The sequence below is a fragment of the Arthrobacter sp. ISL-28 genome (genome assembly GCF_018613875.1).
Lineage (GTDB): Bacteria > Actinomycetota > Actinomycetes > Actinomycetales > Micrococcaceae > Arthrobacter.
On the sequence record NZ_JAGGPJ010000016.1, the window covers coordinates 1 to 16,665 of the forward strand.

At 63.5% G+C, this 16,665-nt stretch carries 12 protein-coding genes; 7 read left to right on the forward strand and 5 right to left on the reverse strand.

The annotated features are described in order from the left end of the window. Positions 1–1,402 (reverse strand): Ig-like domain-containing protein (locus J7E80_RS13015; protein WP_311380825.1); only part of this gene is annotated, 1,402 nt, incomplete at its 3' end. Positions 1,403–1,615: 213 nt separating this feature from the next. After that, the gene (locus tag J7E80_RS13020; protein ID WP_311380826.1) at positions 1,616–2,185 is read right to left on the reverse strand and encodes a DUF4913 domain-containing protein; all 570 of its coding nucleotides are present in this window, start codon (positions 2,183–2,185) and stop codon (positions 1,616–1,618) included. Between the two features lie 491 nt (positions 2,186–2,676). Here J7E80_RS13020 and J7E80_RS13025 point away from each other — a divergent pair, with 491 nt between their 5' ends. The 7 genes from J7E80_RS13025 (at position 2,677) to J7E80_RS13055 (ending at position 11,017) form a co-directional block, all read left to right on the forward strand. Then, a complete protein-coding gene (locus J7E80_RS13025; protein ID WP_215052189.1) occupies positions 2,677–3,402 on the forward strand; it encodes a metalloregulator ArsR/SmtB family transcription factor in 726 nt (241 codons plus the stop codon). Between the two features lie 76 nt (positions 3,403–3,478). Beyond that, positions 3,479–3,988, forward strand: coding sequence for a DUF2231 domain-containing protein (locus tag J7E80_RS13030; protein WP_215052191.1), 510 nt, complete (start codon positions 3,479–3,481; stop codon positions 3,986–3,988). Between the two features lie 64 nt (positions 3,989–4,052). Beyond that, on the forward strand, positions 4,053–5,543 hold the full coding sequence (locus J7E80_RS13035; RefSeq protein ID WP_215052193.1) for an FAD-dependent oxidoreductase: 1,491 nt from the start codon (positions 4,053–4,055) through the stop codon (positions 5,541–5,543). Between the two features lie 47 nt (positions 5,544–5,590). Beyond that, on the forward strand, positions 5,591–7,381 hold the full coding sequence (locus J7E80_RS13040) for a thiamine pyrophosphate-requiring protein (protein ID WP_215052195.1): 1,791 nt from the start codon (positions 5,591–5,593) through the stop codon (positions 7,379–7,381). A gap of 1 nt (position 7,382) precedes the next feature. Beyond that, the gene (locus J7E80_RS13045; protein WP_251036836.1) at positions 7,383–8,504 is read left to right on the forward strand and encodes an SDR family oxidoreductase; all 1,122 of its coding nucleotides are present in this window, start codon (positions 7,383–7,385) and stop codon (positions 8,502–8,504) included. Between the two features lie 5 nt (positions 8,505–8,509). Beyond that, positions 8,510–10,702: a glycogen debranching N-terminal domain-containing protein gene (locus J7E80_RS13050; protein ID WP_215052198.1), complete on the forward strand. Its 2,193-nt coding sequence runs from the start codon at positions 8,510–8,512 to the stop codon at positions 10,700–10,702. Positions 10,703–10,816: 114 nt separating this feature from the next. After that, the gene (locus J7E80_RS13055) at positions 10,817–11,017 is read left to right on the forward strand and encodes a hypothetical protein (protein WP_311380835.1); all 201 of its coding nucleotides are present in this window, start codon (positions 10,817–10,819) and stop codon (positions 11,015–11,017) included. On the opposite strand, the gene J7E80_RS13060 is transcribed toward J7E80_RS13055, so the two are convergent. The 3 genes from J7E80_RS13060 to J7E80_RS13070 form a co-directional block, all read right to left on the reverse strand. Beyond that, entirely contained in the window at positions 10,983–11,570 is a 588-nt protein-coding gene (locus J7E80_RS13060; protein ID WP_215052202.1) for a hemerythrin domain-containing protein, read from the reverse strand. The genes J7E80_RS13055 and J7E80_RS13060 overlap by 35 nt on opposite strands. Before the next feature lie 527 nt (positions 11,571–12,097). Continuing rightward, positions 12,098–14,899 carry an aminotransferase class I/II-fold pyridoxal phosphate-dependent enzyme gene (locus J7E80_RS13065; protein ID WP_251036837.1) on the reverse strand — a complete coding sequence of 934 codons (2,802 nt, stop codon included), beginning with the start codon at positions 14,897–14,899 and terminating at the stop codon, positions 12,098–12,100. Positions 14,900–14,950: 51 nt separating this feature from the next. Further along, positions 14,951–16,396, reverse strand: coding sequence for an amino acid permease (locus J7E80_RS13070; protein WP_396020777.1), 1,446 nt, complete (start codon positions 16,394–16,396; stop codon positions 14,951–14,953). Positions 16,397–16,665: the final 269 nt, after the last annotated feature.

Genomic DNA, 16,665 nt, shown 5'->3' on the forward strand with positions numbered 1-16,665 from the left:
ACGTGAGCGTCGACGCATCCATTGCCTCCGAGAACGACCCCGTCACATTGGCCGTCACCGCCACACCAGTCGCACCAGCTGACGGAGACGCACGCGTCACTGTCGGAGCCGACGTATCACCACCGCCGCCGCCGTCGCCGTCGCCGCCGCCGTCGCCGTCGCCGTCGTAAAAGTGCCAGTATCGGCTTGTGGCGTTCACATCGGCAAGCACCAGCACACCGCTGTTGGCCGTGCCCCGCGTCTCACTGTTGAGGTTCTGCTTCGTGGACGTTACGTTGTGGACATACTGGTCCGCGTCCACGATGCGGGCCGTCTTAGAGGTGGTGAAGCTGATGTCGTCCAGCGGTGTGGACTTCTCGTAGATCGCACCCCCCGAGGTGGTGCAGACGCCTCCGTTCGTCGTGCCACTGGGCTTCGGATAGGTAGCGAAGGTACGCAGCCTCCGCGTGCTCTCATCAATCAAGACGATCACCCGGTTCGGGCACTCCGCCACAGTCGCGATCGTGTGCGCCGACCAGGTCGTTCCAGTCAATTCCAACAGCTGGATCAGCGGCTGGGACGCGGACGTGAACGACGTCTTAACAGCGGCGAAAACCTGGCCAGCCGAGGAATCCAGCCACTTCAGGTTCATATGGTCATCACCGCTGCGCTGCCCCTTCACCGCCGCCACCGGAGTCGTCCAGGCGGTGTTCGGCGCACCATCGACGTGGTAGCTCCAGTACATGCCGTCGGTGGCATCACCGACCTGCCGGCTCCACATCACACCCATCTTGCCGGGTCCGAACGCGATCACAGCCGAGGTGTCGTCGACAGAGACGTTGCTCAACGACGCAGGATGCGGGAACGGCGTCCCCCACGTCTTGCCATCCGTGGCCGTGACGTTCAGATAGATCCGGTTCCCCTGCTGCCACGTGGCCCACACCCGACCAGTGGAATCCTTATCGATGGTCAGGGCCTCAACGCGGTGGTTGTTGATGGTGGTAGAACTCTCCAGCGAGTACGTCTCCGCACTCGAGTCGTAGCTGTAACGCCGCATCGTCGTCGGGAAGTTCGGCTCAGCCGGCAGACCGTCGTTGACGAACAGATGGCTCGCCACATACAACGTCGTCCCGTCCCACAACACGTCATGATGAGTGTTCGCCCGCGTGTCCGTCGCCACACCCGTATCGACCCACGAGCTCGTCGCGGCATTGAACCGGAAGATATGGAAATCCGAGCTGGCAGTGTCCCACAGGTTCCCCCACCAGAGCCCGTCGTTGAACCACAACGCACTCTCCGCCCGCTTCGTACCCGTCGGCGTCCCCGTCCCCGAATGCGACGGCCCCTCAACCCCAACATCACCCGAGGCAGCCGACGCCGCAACCGGCACCACCAGAACACTACCCAGCGCAATCAGCAGCACTGTCAGCAGTGCATGGAGCCGCAGATTCCGCGACGGTCGAAGACGAAGCCCAGCCGAGGGACCACCTCCCCGCCTTATGCCAAGCCAGGAAGTCCTGCGACCTCGACCACGCCCGCCCCGGTGAAAAAATGGATAGCCCAGCATCATTGCCCCCGTTGAATGTCGACTGCATAAGGACGGTCACTGGCCTCACCACTCATCGGAGTTGCTTGCCTATGCCAGTCCCGACCAACCTTCCCGGCTGGATACGAGAAACCGAAGCGCCTGCTGCTGCTGTTTCTGACAACGTGCATGCACTTCCCCATCGGAACATGCTCGACTGAACACGTTGTAAAAAGCTTGGGACTTCCTGAAGCGGCCCAGTGTTAGGGGTTTGAGCGGTTGCAGTCTGTCTTTGTGGCCGTCTTTGGATGAGCGTCCTGTGAAATGGCCATCGGCTGATAGAAGTACGCCCATGTGGTGGTCTGCGTGGTCACGCCACCAGACGCTCATTCCGGTGGAGGGGTCCAGGCGCAGGAACTCCCAGGCACGCCACAGAGCTTCCAGGCGGCTGATGGCTTCGGCGTGCCTCCACCAGGTCGGGCACCAGGTGGTGGAGGTGCCGTTCATGTTTCGGCTGGATGTTGGGGCAAGCTGGTCTTGAACAAAGCTGGCGAGATCCGGGTAGAACAGCTCCGGCTCTGGTATCTGCGGCTCCTCGCGGGATGAAGCAGCGCGTTGGCTCTCGAGCCATTCGTCCAGGGTGAGCTGGGACCATTTGGCGGTTTCCCCGGCATGGACCACGGGAGCCGGTGCTTCCCCGCAGGTGGCCATCCGGCGGAAGGCCGCAACTGTGAGTTGTGTGCCGAGGGTTTCCGTTGCCAGCGCGGACGCCTCTGCGACCGTCAGATAGAAATCACGGCCGTCAAAGTCATCTCCGCTGGCGGGGGCTTCGGTATCGGTGTTCTGTTCGGGCCTGGCTGCAGCTAGGAGTCCTGTCAGCCATGCGTCATGTCACTCTGCGCCCACTTGATGGTTTTGCCGTCCCTGGCGGCAGGGCCCACACAGCGACTGGGGAAGAAGACCTCCGCCGGCACCTTCCGGCAGATGGTCATGGAGGGCGAAGCTCCCGTCGAACTCCGCGATGGCTCGGCCACTTTCTTCTGGGCTTCTGGCCACTCGTCAATGAGCGCGGCGGCATCAGGACTCCTACGCCTGTATTTCGACGATAGACACTGCCGATAGAAAGATCCATACTGGCTCCTGATACAGCTGAAGGAGCTTGGAGCGGCGGAATGAGCAGGGTGCACCGGGGTCCGCGAGCCCTCACCTGGGTCCTCGGTGCCCTTGGTGAACCGACCAGGCGGCGGGCCTATGAAGCGGTCCGCCAAGCGCGCCGGCCGGTGTCCCGGGCGGATGTGGCACAGGAGCTTGGCATAGGTGTCCGGCTCGCAGCTTTTCATCTGGACAAGCTTGTCGACGAAGGCCTGCTCAGCGCCCATTACGCCAGGCCGGAGGGGCGCAAAGGCGGACCGGGGTCCGGAAGGCCCCCCAAGTGGTACTCCGCCAGTTCGCATGGCTTTGATATCAGCGTGCCGCCGCGCCGTCATGACATTGCCGCGATGATTCTGCTGCGTTCCGTCACCACGTCAGCCGGGTCATCCGGGGTGAGCCCGGAGCGGGTCCTGCAGGAGGCGCGGCGGTGCGGGCGCAGCCTGGCGGAACACTCGCGGGACCATGACCTGGCGCAGCTGCTGTCGGTACTGGGATACGAGCCAAACCAGGCGCCTGATGGGTCCATTGACCTGGTCAACTGCCCCTTCCATGAGTTGGCTGACGAAGATCGGCACACGACATGCTCCATGAACCTGGCCCTCCTGCAAGGAGTTACCGAAGTCCTGCCCGGCTCGCACCGGGCGGCGCCGGAACAGCGGTCAGGCTTTTGCTGTGTCAGGCTGTTCCCTGAAAACCAGAGCCACCCCTCGGCCAGCCCCGACGGTCAGTACGGACCTAGCGTCTAACGGCAACCGGGGCTAGTGTTGCAGTTGGAGGCAAGCGTGTCTTCGCCTCCCCCGGCTAACCTTATGGGAGGCAGACATGGAGAGCAGAGCAAAAGCCGCAGGGCACGCCATCCACCAACAACTGGTTGTTTTCCCGCTGGGGCTGCTCACCGCGGCGGTCGTGTTCGATGTGATCGGGCTGCTGGCCGGCAACGGACATTTCACCTCGGCCGCATACCTGATGATCGCCGCCGGCGTCATCATGGGCCTGGTGGCCGCAGTTTTCGGGTTCATCGACTACCTTGCCGTGCCCAACGGCACCCGTGCCAAACGCGTCGGGCGCGTCCACGGGATCGGCAATGTCGTCATGATCGTGCTATTCGCCGTCAGCTGGCTCCTCCGCGGAGGTATCCAGGACTACACACCCACCACCTTGGCTTTCGTGCTGGAACTGCTGGCCGTCATCATCGCCAGCGGCACCGGCTGGCTGGGCGGGGAGCTCGTGAGCCGGCTGGGAGTAGGCGTCGACGACGGCGCCAGCCTCGACGCACCCGCCAAATTCACCACCGGCATCTTCCTCAAACGCGGATCACGCCGGGCCGGCTAGGGGAAACCGATCCTTCAGCCGACCGGCCCCAAAACGCCACGAAACGGACAGGAAAGGAAGACTAGTGACCTCAGTCTGGCTGGATCGACGCCGGACCCTCACCGTCGATCCATTTACCCCCGACGAGGATTTTGACACTGTCGTCGCCGGAGCCGGCATCACCGGGCTGGCGACGGCTGTTCTACTGGCCAGATCGGGACAGCGCGTAGCTGTGATTGAGGCCAGGACCGCGGGGGCCGGAACCACAGGCAACACCACAGCGAAACTGACGCTGCTCCAAGGAACGGTCCTGTCGTCCTTGCGCAGACAGTACTCCCAGAAGACCGTCAACGCGTACGTGCAGGCCAACCGGGAAGGACAGGCCTGGCTTCTGGGGTTCATGACCGATAACGCCGTGCCCTTCCAAAAACGCGACGCCTACACCTTCGCCATGACAGACGGTGGAGCGGACCAGGTGAAGTCCGAACTGTCAGTGGCGAAAGCAGCCGGTCTGGACGTCACCGAGACAGCCGGAACGGAACTGCCGTTCAGCACCCGCACTGCGATCCGTTTAGGCGATCAGGCCCAGTTCAACCCGATGGACGTCCTGGAGGCACTCCTTTCGGACTTCCGGGCCCACGGCGGGGTGTTCGTCGACGGCGTGCGAGTCAAGAACGTCAGCACGGAGAACCGAGCCACCGTGTTCACCAGCTCCGGGCATGTCCGGGCAGACCGGGTGGTGCTGGCCACCGGCATCCCGATCCTGGACCGCGGCCTGTATTTCGCCAAGCTGAAGGCATCCCAGTCCTACGCCGCGGCGCTGCGCGTTCCCGAGCCGACCCAACTCTTCAAGGGAATGTATCTCTCCGCCGAGTCCCCGGGCCGGTCCCTTCGCACCTACCCCGCCGCCAATGAGGAATTGTTAGTGGTCGGGGGCAACGGACACCAAGTGGGCAAGGAACCTTCCCCCAAGCGCCGGCTGGACGAACTGCTGGACTGGGCAGTTCATCACTTCCCAGGGTCCGAGGTCACCCACACCTGGTCGGGTGAAGACTACCGGGCCGTCAACCTGATGCCCTTCTTTGGAAAGATGCCCCGTGGCGCGGGCAGGATCTTCTTCGCCACCGGCTACAACAAGTGGGGCATGACCAACAGCATCGCAGCCTCCCTCGCTATCAGCTCCGACATCCTGAACGGACAGCTTCCCTGGGCGGACACCATCCACAAACGGGTCACCTCACCGGCAGGGGCCGCTGCAGCGGTGGCACTGAACGCCGACGTCGCCAAAACACTTTCCGAGAGCTGGGCGAAGGCGGAACTGGCCAAGCCCGACCCCGGAACGGTGCCGGCGGAAGGCGAAGGCACTGTCGTCCGCAAGGGCCGCAAACCCATTGCCGTTTCCACCGTCGACGGCGTGACCTGCCGGGTCTCGGCCGTATGCACCCATTTGGGGGGACTCCTGAGCTGGAACGACGCCGAAAAGTCCTGGGACTGCCCCCTGCACGGTTCACGCTACTCCCCCGCCGGGGAAGTCCTCCAGGGCCCGACAACCAAAGACCTCCCCTTGATGGACTAGGGGCCACCCACCTGAGACAGTCCAGGGATGTCCGAAAGGAATTGACAGTGGCATCATCAACAGTTGGGGACTATCTGCTCGGCCGTCTTCGTCAATGGGGAGTGGACAAAGTCTTCGCGTACCCGGGCGATGGGATCAATGCAATAGTGGCAGCCTTTGGCAAGGCCGAAAACCAGCCGAAATTCATTCAGGCCCGGCACGAGGAAATGTCTGCCCTGGAAGCGGTTGGCTACGCGAAGTTCACCGGGAAAGTCGGCGTCTGCATCGCCACCTCCGGGCCGGGGGCCATCCACCTGCTCAACGGCCTGTACGACGCCAAGCTCGACCATGTCCCCGTCGTGGCGATCGTGGGCCAGACGGCACGGAGCGCAATGGGCGGCTCGTACCAGCAGGAAGTGGACCTGCTCACCCTCTTCAAGGACGTCGCCTCCGACTACGTCCAGATGGTCACCGTCCCGGAACAATTGCCCAACGTGGTCGATCGGGCCATCCGTGTCGCCCTCTCCAGACAGGCTCCAACTGCGATTATCATCCCGGCCGACGTTCAGGAACTTGAGTACACACCGCCCGAGCACGCGCTGAAGATGGTTCCCTCCAGCCTGGACATCCGGCCTCCGGAGGTCCTCCCGGACGAAGAAGCAATCCAGGGGGCCGCTGAACTGCTCAATGAAGGAAGGAAAGTCGCCATCCTGATCGGGCATGGTGCCCGCGGCGCAGCAGCGGAAGTGGAGCAGGTGGCGGACCTGTTGGGGGCAGGCGTGGCCAAGGCACTGCTCGGCAAGGACTCTCTGCCCGACGACCTGCCCTACGTCACCGGCTCCATCGGCCTGCTGGGCACCCGGCCCAGTTACGAGATGATGCGCGACTGCGACACCCTCCTGACCATCGGCTCAAGCTTCCCCTACCTGCAGTTCATGCCGGAGCAAGGGCAGGCCCGCGGCGTCCAAATCGATATCGACCCCACGATGATCGGCCTGCGCTACCCGTACGAATTCAACATCGTCGGCGATGCGGCAGCGACACTGAAAGCCCTGATCCCGCTCCTGCACCGGAAGGAAGACCGTTCCTGGCGCGAGGACCTGGAAAAGAAAATCCATCACTGGTGGGACACCATGCGCTCGGAAGCCCTGGTCGAGGCCGCCCCGGTGAATCCGATGCGGCTCTTCTCCGAACTCTCCGACCGGCTGCCAGATAACGCAATCATCACCGCGGACTCCGGATCCTCCGCCAACTGGTACGCCCGCCAGCTGGCGTTCCGCAGCAACACCAGAGGCTCGCTATCCGGAACCCTGGCCACGATGGGATGCGCTGTACCGTACGCGATCGGCGCGAAATTCGGCCATCCGGACCGCCCCGTCATCGCCTTCGCCGGCGACGGGGCGATGCAAATGAACGGCCTGACCGAGCTGATCACCGTCCAGCGGTACTGGCAGGAATGGGCCGATCCCCGGCTCATAGTCGCCGTGCTGCACAACAACGACCTGAACCATGTCACCTGGGAACTGCGGGCGATGGGCGCCGCCCCCGCCTTCCGGGAATCCCAGTCACTTCCCGACGTCGACTACGCAGCCTTCGCCTCAAGCCTCGGTCTGGAATGCATTACCGTAACCACGCCCGATGGAGTCGGGCCGGCGTGGGACAAAGCGCTCACCGCGGATCGGCCCACAGTTCTGGACGTGCACACTAATCCCGACATCCCACCCATCCCTCCACACACCACGCTTGAGCAGGCACTCAACACCGCCAAAGCCCTGGCCAAGGGCGACGACAGCACCTGGGGCATCATCAAAGAGAGCGTCAAGACCAAGGCCCAGGAACTCCTGCCGAAAAAGGAATAGCATGACAACCCCAGGCATCAGCGATTCGTCCAGGCGCGAGGCATTAGGTGGCTCGTCCAGGGTGAGGCCCGCCGACGTTCCAGGTCTCTACCCTTTCATCGGGTTACCTAGTTCGGTCGTGAATGATTCTGCCCAGGTGATAGTTATCACCGGTGCGTCGTCCGGTATTGGCCGTGAAACCGCCTTGGAGTTCGGGCGCCGGGGCGGGCATGTCGTGGCAGCCGCCCGCAATCGCGAGGCTTTGGAGACACTTGCCGCCGAGATACACCGGATTGGCGGTGAGGCGCTGCCCGTCGTCACCGATGTCAGCGACTTTGCCCAAATGGCCGCGCTGGCGAGGCAGGCCGTGGAGCGTTTCGGTCGCATTGATATATGGGTGAACAATGCCGCCGTGTCCACGTACGGCACTGTGGAGCAAATGGAGGCCGAAGAAATCCACCGTGTTGTTGAGGTCAATTTGATGGGGCAAATTTACGGTGTCAAGGCCGCTCTGCCCTACCTTCGGGAGTCCGGCGGCACGATCATCAATGTTTCCTCCGCGCTGGCCGAACGTGCGATCCCCTTGCAGGCTGCCTACTGCGCTGCCAAGCATGGCATAGTCGGCTTCGGGGAAGCCCTCCGGCTGGAGCTGCGGGCCGACGGATCGCGCATTCGTGTGGTGGACGTGCTTCCGTCTTCAATCAATACCCCTTTGTTCACGCATGCTCGTTCCAAGATCGGGGTGAAGCCCAAGCCGGTGGGGCGGATCTACGAGCCGTCGGTGGTTGCCGAGGCGGTCGTGATGGCGGCACAGCGTCCGGTTCGTGAGGTTTATGCCGGTTTTGCCGGCCGGATGCTCACCATCGGCCAGCGCATCAGCCCGCGCCTGACGGACTGGTACCTTAGCGGCCCCGGTGACGCCGTCGGCGGGCAGCGCACCAGCCATCCTGATGAAGGCACCGACAACCTCTTCAGCTCAAGCACAGGCCCTGGTAGTACGACGGGCGATTTCGGCGAGCGATCGAAGTCCACGAGCGTGTACACCAGGCTGGTCGCTCCACACCCGGCCAGTGTTCGCGCCGCTGTCATGGCTGGTGTTGCCGGGGCGGCTATTGTGCTTCGTCGAGCCGGTCGTCATCGATGAGGCGGGTGCGGGATCTGCGGGTTCGGCCAGACCTGCACTATGTCTCCAGCGGATGGAACGTTCTGATTACCGACGTCCATGGCCGGATCGCCGGCGTCGACCCGCAAGGCTTTTACGCCCGCAACACCCGTGTGCTCAACCGTCAACGCATCACCGTGAACGGTCAGGAGCCGAGACCCTTCAGCACAGCCAAAGTGGGCGCCCACGCGCAACTGTCCTACGCCAAACTCGTCGACGGTGAAACCCTGCCCCGCCGGGGCGCCTATTTGATGGTGGAGCGATTTGTCGGCGAGGGCCTGCGCACCCGGATACGCGTACAGAGTTACTCCGACGTTGAGCACCGCTTCCAACTGCGGATCGAAGTCGGCGCAGATTTCGCCGATACCGACGAAGCCGAGCAGGGGAAACGACAGCAGCGCGGGGAGGTGACCCGGGCCTGGGACGCCGAGGGAAAGACGTTGAAGCTTGAATATGGTCACCCGGACCTGGACCTGGCCGTTGAGACCACAGTCGAGACATCGCTCGATGTGTCATACGAGGATGGAGTCTCACACGAGGATGCTGTCCTAACCCTCGGGCTCCCGGTCGCTCCTGACGGAACGGCCTTCTTCGACTTGGTTACGCAACCGCTTTTCGAGGGCAGGCTGTTGAGGGCGCCAGCGGCCACGTATGCCGAACCGGATGATCCGGCGGCCCGGGCCCGGACCCTGCTCCGGGACGAATTGGCCACGCTGAAGTCCAGCAACACAGATGTTGCCGCTGCTTGGCAGACGGCCGTTGGGGACCTGGCCTGCCTGCCCCTGGGCGAGCCACCCGGCCCCGCCGCTCCCATAGCAGGCCTGCCCGTTTACCAGCAGATCTTCGGCCGTGATTCCCTTACTGCGAGCTGGCAGGCCTTGCTGGCGGGACCCACGATGCTGCGCGACGCGTTGCTGCTCAATGCCGCACACATCGGCCGAAGCATTGATGACTGGCGCGACGAGGAACCGGGGAAAATGCTGCACCAAGCGCGGCACGGACCATTGTCCAAGCTTGGCATTGATCCCTTCAGCGGCTACTACGGCGACATGTCCACCACCCCGGACTTCCTGATCTTCCTTGGCCAGTACCTTGCCTGGACCGGTGACGTGGATACCGTCCGGAAGCTTTTGCCGGTCGCGCGCCAGTGTCTTAAATGGCTGGACCGGTATGCAGACCTCGACAGCGACGGATTCATCGAGTACCAGACGCGGTCCAAGCGCGGAGTCAAGAACCAAGGCTGGAAAGACTCCGATACCGCCATCGTCGATGATGCTGGACACTCCATCCCGACTCCATTGGCCGCCAGCGAACTGCAGGGCTATCACTACGCCGCTCTCCGGTACAGCGCCCTGGCCTTCGGCGCCGTCGGTGACCGCGCCTATGCCGTCGATCTGGTCGCCCGCGCCGCCCGGCTGCGGCACCGGTTCCACGAAAAGTACTGGATGCCTGAACATGGCTGCTACGCCTTGGCGCTCGGACCCGACAAGCAACAGGTGAAATCGGTGAACTCAAACGATGGCCAACTGCTGGCCACGGGCATCGTCCCCAGCCGCCATGCGCCCACGGTCGCGCGGCGATTGCTGGCGCCGGACATGTTCAGCGGCTGGGGTATGCGCACGCTCTCTGCAGATCACCCCGCATACGATCCGTTCAGCTACCACCGTGGCAGCGTTTGGCCCGTCGAGGCCGGCACATTGGCCCTCGGGCTGGCCCGCTACGGGTGCTGGGAGCAACTTCACGTCCTTGCCGAAGCCACCTTCGCCACGGCCGCATTGTTCGAAGGGCACCGACTGCCCGAGGTGATCTCCGGATTACCCCGGGACGAGGCGCATCCATACCCCGGCGTCTATCCAAACGCCTGCTCCCCGCAAGCCTGGTCAGCCAGTGCAATCGTCGCCCTCGTCCAGGCCTTGCTGATGTTGCGGCCGATCGTGCCCTTGCGGGCCATCCTTGTCGACCCACACCTGCCGCCCTGGCTACCCGACCTCACCCTTGAAGGCGTCCGGCTCGGGAGAGCCACCTTCGACTTGGTCATCCGCCGTGACCACCGCGGCGGCGCCACAGTGAAGGCCCGAGGCGACCGCATCCAGATCATCCAACAGCCAACCCTGCAGGCCCGGCGGGCCGCGCATCACAAGCTCCGCCAACCCTCAGGAAGAAAAGCAGCGCCGGCATAGACGCTGTGAGCCAGAACGGGCGAACAGGAACAACAAGCGCCTCGCCACCTGCCCCAGTACCGTTGACGGGAAGCCGATGGCATTGGTGTGATCTGCGGGGTGAGGATCGCCGTGGTGGTCGGCAGCACAAGGCCGGGGCGCAGGAGAAAGCAGGTGGCGGACTGGGTGCTGAGCCGGGCTATTACCCGTGGCGGAGCGGACTTCGAGTTGCTGGACCTGGTCGACTGCGAGAGCTGCAGGCAGCACTCGCGATTCGGCTGGCTCGTCGCGAAACAAAAGCTCAGTCGTCGTTGGAGCCTGTGTTGCGGCCGGTGAGTTTGTCACGGAGTCGGTCGACCATACCGACGCCAGGCCCCACGGTCTTATGGAACAGCTCGGAATGCGGCGCGCTGGGGTGCGGCCTTGTCGGCGCCAGTTTTTTCGCCTTTTCGACTTTTTCGCCCATGTCGACGAGTTTTTCGCCGGGGATGTGAATTCGGAGCTTCGGGAACTGATCGGACTCCTCGTCGTTAGCGTGATGGCTCAGTTGTCCCTGGAGCTGACGTACGAGTTCCATGAAGCCTTGGTCGGAAGGCTCAACATTTTCCAGCTGCTTCATCAGCTTGACGATCTCGTGATGCTCCTTCTTGTCGTGTTCAACGTCGTCGTTGCCGTTGGGCACGTGATCTTTAATCACAGGGTAGACGTACATCTCCTCGGCGACAGCATGACGCATTACTTCCGCGATCAGGGTATCGGTCAGGTCCCTGCGCTGGCTGACATCGGGCGTGCTCTCGATCTGCTCGATCAGTCCAATCATCTCCCGGTGGTCCATCGTAAGGATGTCTACGACGTCCAAATTCGTCCGTGCGGAATTCGTGTCAGTCATGGGATGGCCCTCCTCCTGGATCGTTCCTGCTGAGCGACGTACGAGGGTCAAAGTACCACCAGCCAACAGCGCGATCCATAGGTCGAACTTGCTTTCCCTTGCAGCAGGCACAAAGTGTTCGTGAGCTGCATTTGGCTGGGCAGGTGCCCGTCGACGCAGGCAAGGACCGGTTTCCCCGTCCGCGCGCTGCGCCCGCACGACGACCAGGGGCAGGGGCAGGCACCCGAGGTCAAGGGAAACAGAGCCAACCAGTTTTCCGAGGAAGCCGCCGGGTCCACGGTTACCGACCGCGAGCACGCCGGCACCGAGGGATTCCTGGCGGAGGACCTCCGCGGGCAGGCGGCAACCATCTGGGGTTCGGTCTTCAGTGTGGCCGAGATGTCCCCGGCGAGTTCAACGCCTTGGGGGTACTTCGCATTTGAGGCGGCTGCAGCTTGTCCTTGTGGCCGTCTTTCGAGCGTTAGCGGGCAGCCCTCTCCAGCGTTGACGGGCAGTCCTGGCCCGCACCGGTGGGCCAGGACTGCGGCTCAAACGGGCCTGGTCACCAGCCTGGCCTCCTGCTCCGCGTCCGTGGCGGGAGACGGCCTGTCGCTGAACACCCTGTACCCCAGATCGGCGTCGTAGCCATGGACCTCCCGGGTATCGAGGGCGGCCATGAAAGCCAGCGTGTTGGCCGTAATTACCTGGCCCGGCACCAGAATGGGGAAACCCGGCGGGTACGGCGTTACGAAGCCGGCGGACACCACTTCCGTACCGGCGGTGACCTTGCGCGCCAGCTCATCCGGACCAACATATTCGGTTGCCCCCGGCTTGTAGGTCTCGAAGTAGGCGGCCCGAAGGTTGCCGTCCGACGTCAAGTCGTCGTTTCGGAAGCGGCGGGCGAACCTGCTGAAGTCCGGCAGCGCCGGCGGGGCGCTGCTCAGTGCGCGCACCCGGGCATCGCGGGCACGCCGTCCCCGCGGCCCGAGTGTTCTCTGTTCCGCGTCAAAGGATTCGGCGAGCTTGACCAGCACCTCCACCAGATAGGCCACGGCGCTGCGGGACGTCCCGATGTTGGTCATGAAAAGCACGCTGTTGCGTGAGGTTTTGTTGACCTGGATCCCGTATTTGTCCATCAGGTGATCGTGTTTGAACGTGTCGCCGTCGACTCCCGTCAGCCCGATGTCCAGCGTCAGCCGGCTGGGATCGACCACAAATTCATCCCTCCGCCACGCCTCGTCAAGCACCGACAGGCCCTGGCTGAGCGGCATGGAGCAGTCAGTTTCCCTGTACTCGGCCGGGATGAGCTCCCGGGAGCCGAGGACGCGGAAATACTTTTTCAGCAAGGGGTTCCGCGCCACGGCCTGGGCAATACTGACCGCGAGGTCCGCCTGTTTCTGCACCAGCGCGAACCCTTCCAGCTCCACCTGGCGCCGCCCGATGTCCAGCGAGGCCAGGATCTGGTAGTTCGGCGAGGTCGAGGTGTGGGTCATGTACGCCTCACGGAATGCCTCTTCGTTGAGATGCTCGAAGTCCTGGTCGAAAACATGGACCATGGACCCCTGGCGCAAGGACGTGAGGGTTTTGTGCGTCGACTGGGTGGCATAGACGCGCAGGCGGGCGCGCGCCGGATCCGGGATGAGCCGCGTCCGGAGCCACACCTCGTCGTCGGCGAATTCACCGGTTTCCGGATCCTTGAGTGCTTGGGTCTGCTCGGCGTGCCGCAGCACAAAGTCGGGGTCCCGGAACCGGGCCTCAAGCTTCCTCGCGGCCGCCATTGCCGTACGGCGCCGGTAGACCGGGTGGAACCCGGCGAAGGCGAACCATGCTTCATCCCACAGAAACACCAGGTCCGGCTTGATGGCCAAGCACTCCTCCATGACCCGTTCGGGGTCGTAGACGATACCGTCGAATGTGCAGTTGGTCAGGGTGATCATCTTGACGTCGTCCAGGCGCCCCGCCCGCCGGTAATCAAGGAGCATCTTCTTGATGCTGGCCAGCGGCACTGCCCCGTAAAAGGAGTGCTGGTGCAGGGGGTACGCGTCGAGGTAGGCCACCTGGGCGCCGGAGAGCATGAGGGCGTAGTGGTGGGATTTGTGGCAGTTGCGGTCCACCAGGACCACATCGCCGGGTGCCACGACGGACTGGTGGACGATCTTGTTCGCCGTGGACGTCCCGTTGGTGACGAAGAACGTCTTCTCCGCCCCAAACGCCCTGGCAGCAAGTGTCTGGGCTTCCTTGATGGAACCGTGAGGGTCCAGCAGCGAATCGAGGCCGCCGGAGGTGGCCGAGGTTTCGGCCAGCAGCAGGTTCAGCCCGTAAAAGTCCACCATGTCCTTGGTCCAGGGCGAGCTGCCGACGGAGCCGCCACGGGAGATGGGGAGCGCGTGGAACACGCTGGCCGGACGCTGGCTGTACTCCTGCAGGGCGGTGAAAAAGGGCGTGTCAAAGCGCTCGGTGACTCCGGCCAGCAGGGAAAGGTGAAGGTCCAGGCGGTCCTCGCGCCGGAAGATCCTCGCGAACGGGCGCGTCAGTGATCCAGCGAGGCCTTCGATGCCGACGCCGGCCACCAGGTAGATATCCAGCTCCGGCCGCAGTTCGGCGATGCTCTCGGCGAGCCGAAGGATCCGGTCGATCGGACGCAACCCCTCCAGCCCGTCGTCGACGTGCCGGCCAAGGAAGGTTTTCAGGTCAGATCCCAGCGGCCCCTCAGCCCTGATCCCAAGCCCGGGCCGGAGAACGCAGGCCTGGATGTCCGGGTTAATGAGCACTGCCACCAAGGCGTCCTCAAAGGAAGGCACCACGTTGACTTCATAGCTGAAGGCGTCCGCCGGCCTGCGCTGCTCCAGCATGTCCTTCTTCAGCGTCTCCGCGTCCCGCTCGGTGATGTCATCCACCACCAGCACCTCAAAGCGTGGCCGCTCATCCGATACGACGGAGGTTTCCTGTGCCGCAATTTCGGCGTGGGCGTGGTGTTCCTGCCCCTGCCTGGGCTGTTCCGGTCCCGGCCGGGTGCGGCAGCGGACCTGCTTGACTGCTTCCACCAGCTTCAGCGCTTCGCCGTATGCTTCGGCATCGATGCAGCCGCGCAAGCGCCCCATGGTCTCCGTCCCGGGCAATGCCCAGAACTTCTCGATGGAGCCGAGCAGCCCAAGGGCCCGGCGGACCTGGCTTTTCAGCCCGCTTTGGTTCCCGAGCGGCGGTGCCGCCGAAGCAAGCTGTTTCATGGCATAACCGAGGAATTCCCAGGCATCAGCCCGTACGCGCCAGGCCCGGCTCGGCGTACCAATTTCAGGTCCGACACCGGATGCCGGGGAGGCGCCGTCGTTGTTCATATCTTGAGTTCTCATGCTTTCTCGTAGAGTGCGGGTGATGTGATGAGGAGCCGGCTAGGGGAATCCCTAGGGTGTCTTTTGCAGGCTTGGAGCCGCCGAGACGGCCTGACGTCTCCGCCGGCGCGACGAGTACCAGCCGAGCCACAGCAGTGGAATGAGGACCAGAAGGGATGCCAGCACCCAACGGCCGGTTTCAGAGAAGCCCATCGTCACCAGGACGAAGGCCAGGAAACCGAGAGTCAGGTAGGACGTGTAGGGCGCGCCGAAAAGCCGGAACGAGGGGCGTTCTGCCTTGCCCTGGTTAACCCATTTCTGCAGTTTGATGTGGCAGAGCATGATGGTGCCCCAACCTCCGATGATGCCGACAGCGGATATCTCCAACACGATTTCGAAGACGTGCGAGGGCACCAGGGCGTTAAGGCCAACGCCAATCAGCGTGATGACGGCGGTCAGCAGGATCCCGCCGTAGGGCACGCCGTTCCGGCTCATCCTGGCCGTGAACGCCGGAGCGGAACCGTGGACAGCCATCGACCGCAGAATCCGGCCGGTGGAGTACAGGCCGGCGTTCAAGCTGGAGAGAGCCGCGGTCAGGACCACGAAGTTCATGACCGACGCGGAGACTGCCCCGGCCTCCGCGGAGCCCAAATGGGAGAAAAAGGTCACCAAGGGCGATTCGCCGGCCTTGTAGGCGGTGAACGGAAGCAGCATGGACAGCAGCAGCACCGATCCGACGTAGAAGATGGCGATGCGGACCACCACGGTGTTGACGGCCTTGGGCATGACCTTCTCCGGTGCCGCTGTTTCCCCGGCGGCCGTGCCGACAAGTTCAATCGCAGCGTAGGCGAACACTACGCCACTGATGGCCAGCAGCGGCGCTACCGCGCCAGTCGGGAAAAGCCCGCCGTTGTCCAGAATGATCCCGAATCCCGGTGTTCCGACGTCGGTTTTTCCGCCCAGCACGATGAAGCACACGCCGACGATGAGGAATGCAACGAGAGCCGCCACCTTGGTCAAGGCAAACCAGAACTCCATCTCGCCAAAGACCTTGACCGAGACCAGGTTCAGTCCGAGCACCACAACCAGGGCGACCAAGGCAATGAGCCACTGCGGCACGTCCCGGACGGGCTCCCAGTAGGGCGCCCAGAACTTCACGTACAGGGCCACGGCTGTCACGTCCACGATGGAGGTCATGGCCCAGTTGAGGAAGTACAGCCACCCTGCGGTGTGGGCCATCTTTTCGCCGTAAAACTCCCGCGCGTAGGAAACAAAAGACCCCGATGTCGGCCGGTACAGCACGAGCTCGCCGAGTGCACGCAGGATAAGGAACGCAAAGAATCCGCAGATCGCATAGACCAGGATCAGCGCAGGTCCGGAGCCGTTCAGTCGGCCGCCGGCGCCCATGAACAGGCCGGTACCGATGGCGCCGCCGATGGCGATCATCTGAATCTGCCGGGGCTTGAGGGTCTTGTGGTAACCGGCTTCTTCCGTGGAGAAGTCCTGTGCGGCCGCCATCCGGTCGCCCAGCAACTCCCTGCCGTTTTCAAGGGCGGGCGCGGGGTCTAACTTCGTGTCTGACTCTTTAGTTTTCATGGCAATCCCAAATTTCGTTGGCGGAGACAAGGCTGCGGCAGTCCGCTCCCGGGCAGGTGAAGGTACAGCCACGGACGGCAGGTCCATGGCTGTAACGTCGAGCGGGTGCACTGCCCGGTTAAACCGCTCAGTGAAGACGCCATCGGTCAATGAACAGACGGCCAATGCCCGGTTGGTCAGTGCACGGTTGG

Excerpts from the sequence above, each read along its gene's own strand:
- J7E80_RS13025 (WP_215052189.1), top strand. The coding sequence starts at position 2,677 with ATGAGCAGGGTGCACCGGGGTCCGCGAGCCCTCACCTGGGTCCTCGGT.
- J7E80_RS13030 (WP_215052191.1), top strand. The coding sequence starts at position 3,479 with ATGGAGAGCAGAGCAAAAGCCGCAGGGCACGCCATCCACCAACAACTG.
- J7E80_RS13045 (WP_251036836.1), top strand. The coding sequence starts at position 7,383 with ATGACAACCCCAGGCATCAGCGATTCGTCCAGGCGCGAGGCATTAGGT.
- J7E80_RS13060 (WP_215052202.1), bottom strand. The coding sequence starts at position 11,570 with ATGACTGACACGAATTCCGCACGGACGAATTTGGACGTCGTAGACATC.
- J7E80_RS13065 (WP_251036837.1), bottom strand. The coding sequence starts at position 14,899 with ATGAGAACTCAAGATATGAACAACGACGGCGCCTCCCCGGCATCCGGT.
- J7E80_RS13070 (WP_396020777.1), bottom strand. The coding sequence starts at position 16,396 with ATGGCGGCCGCACAGGACTTCTCCACGGAAGAAGCCGGTTACCACAAG.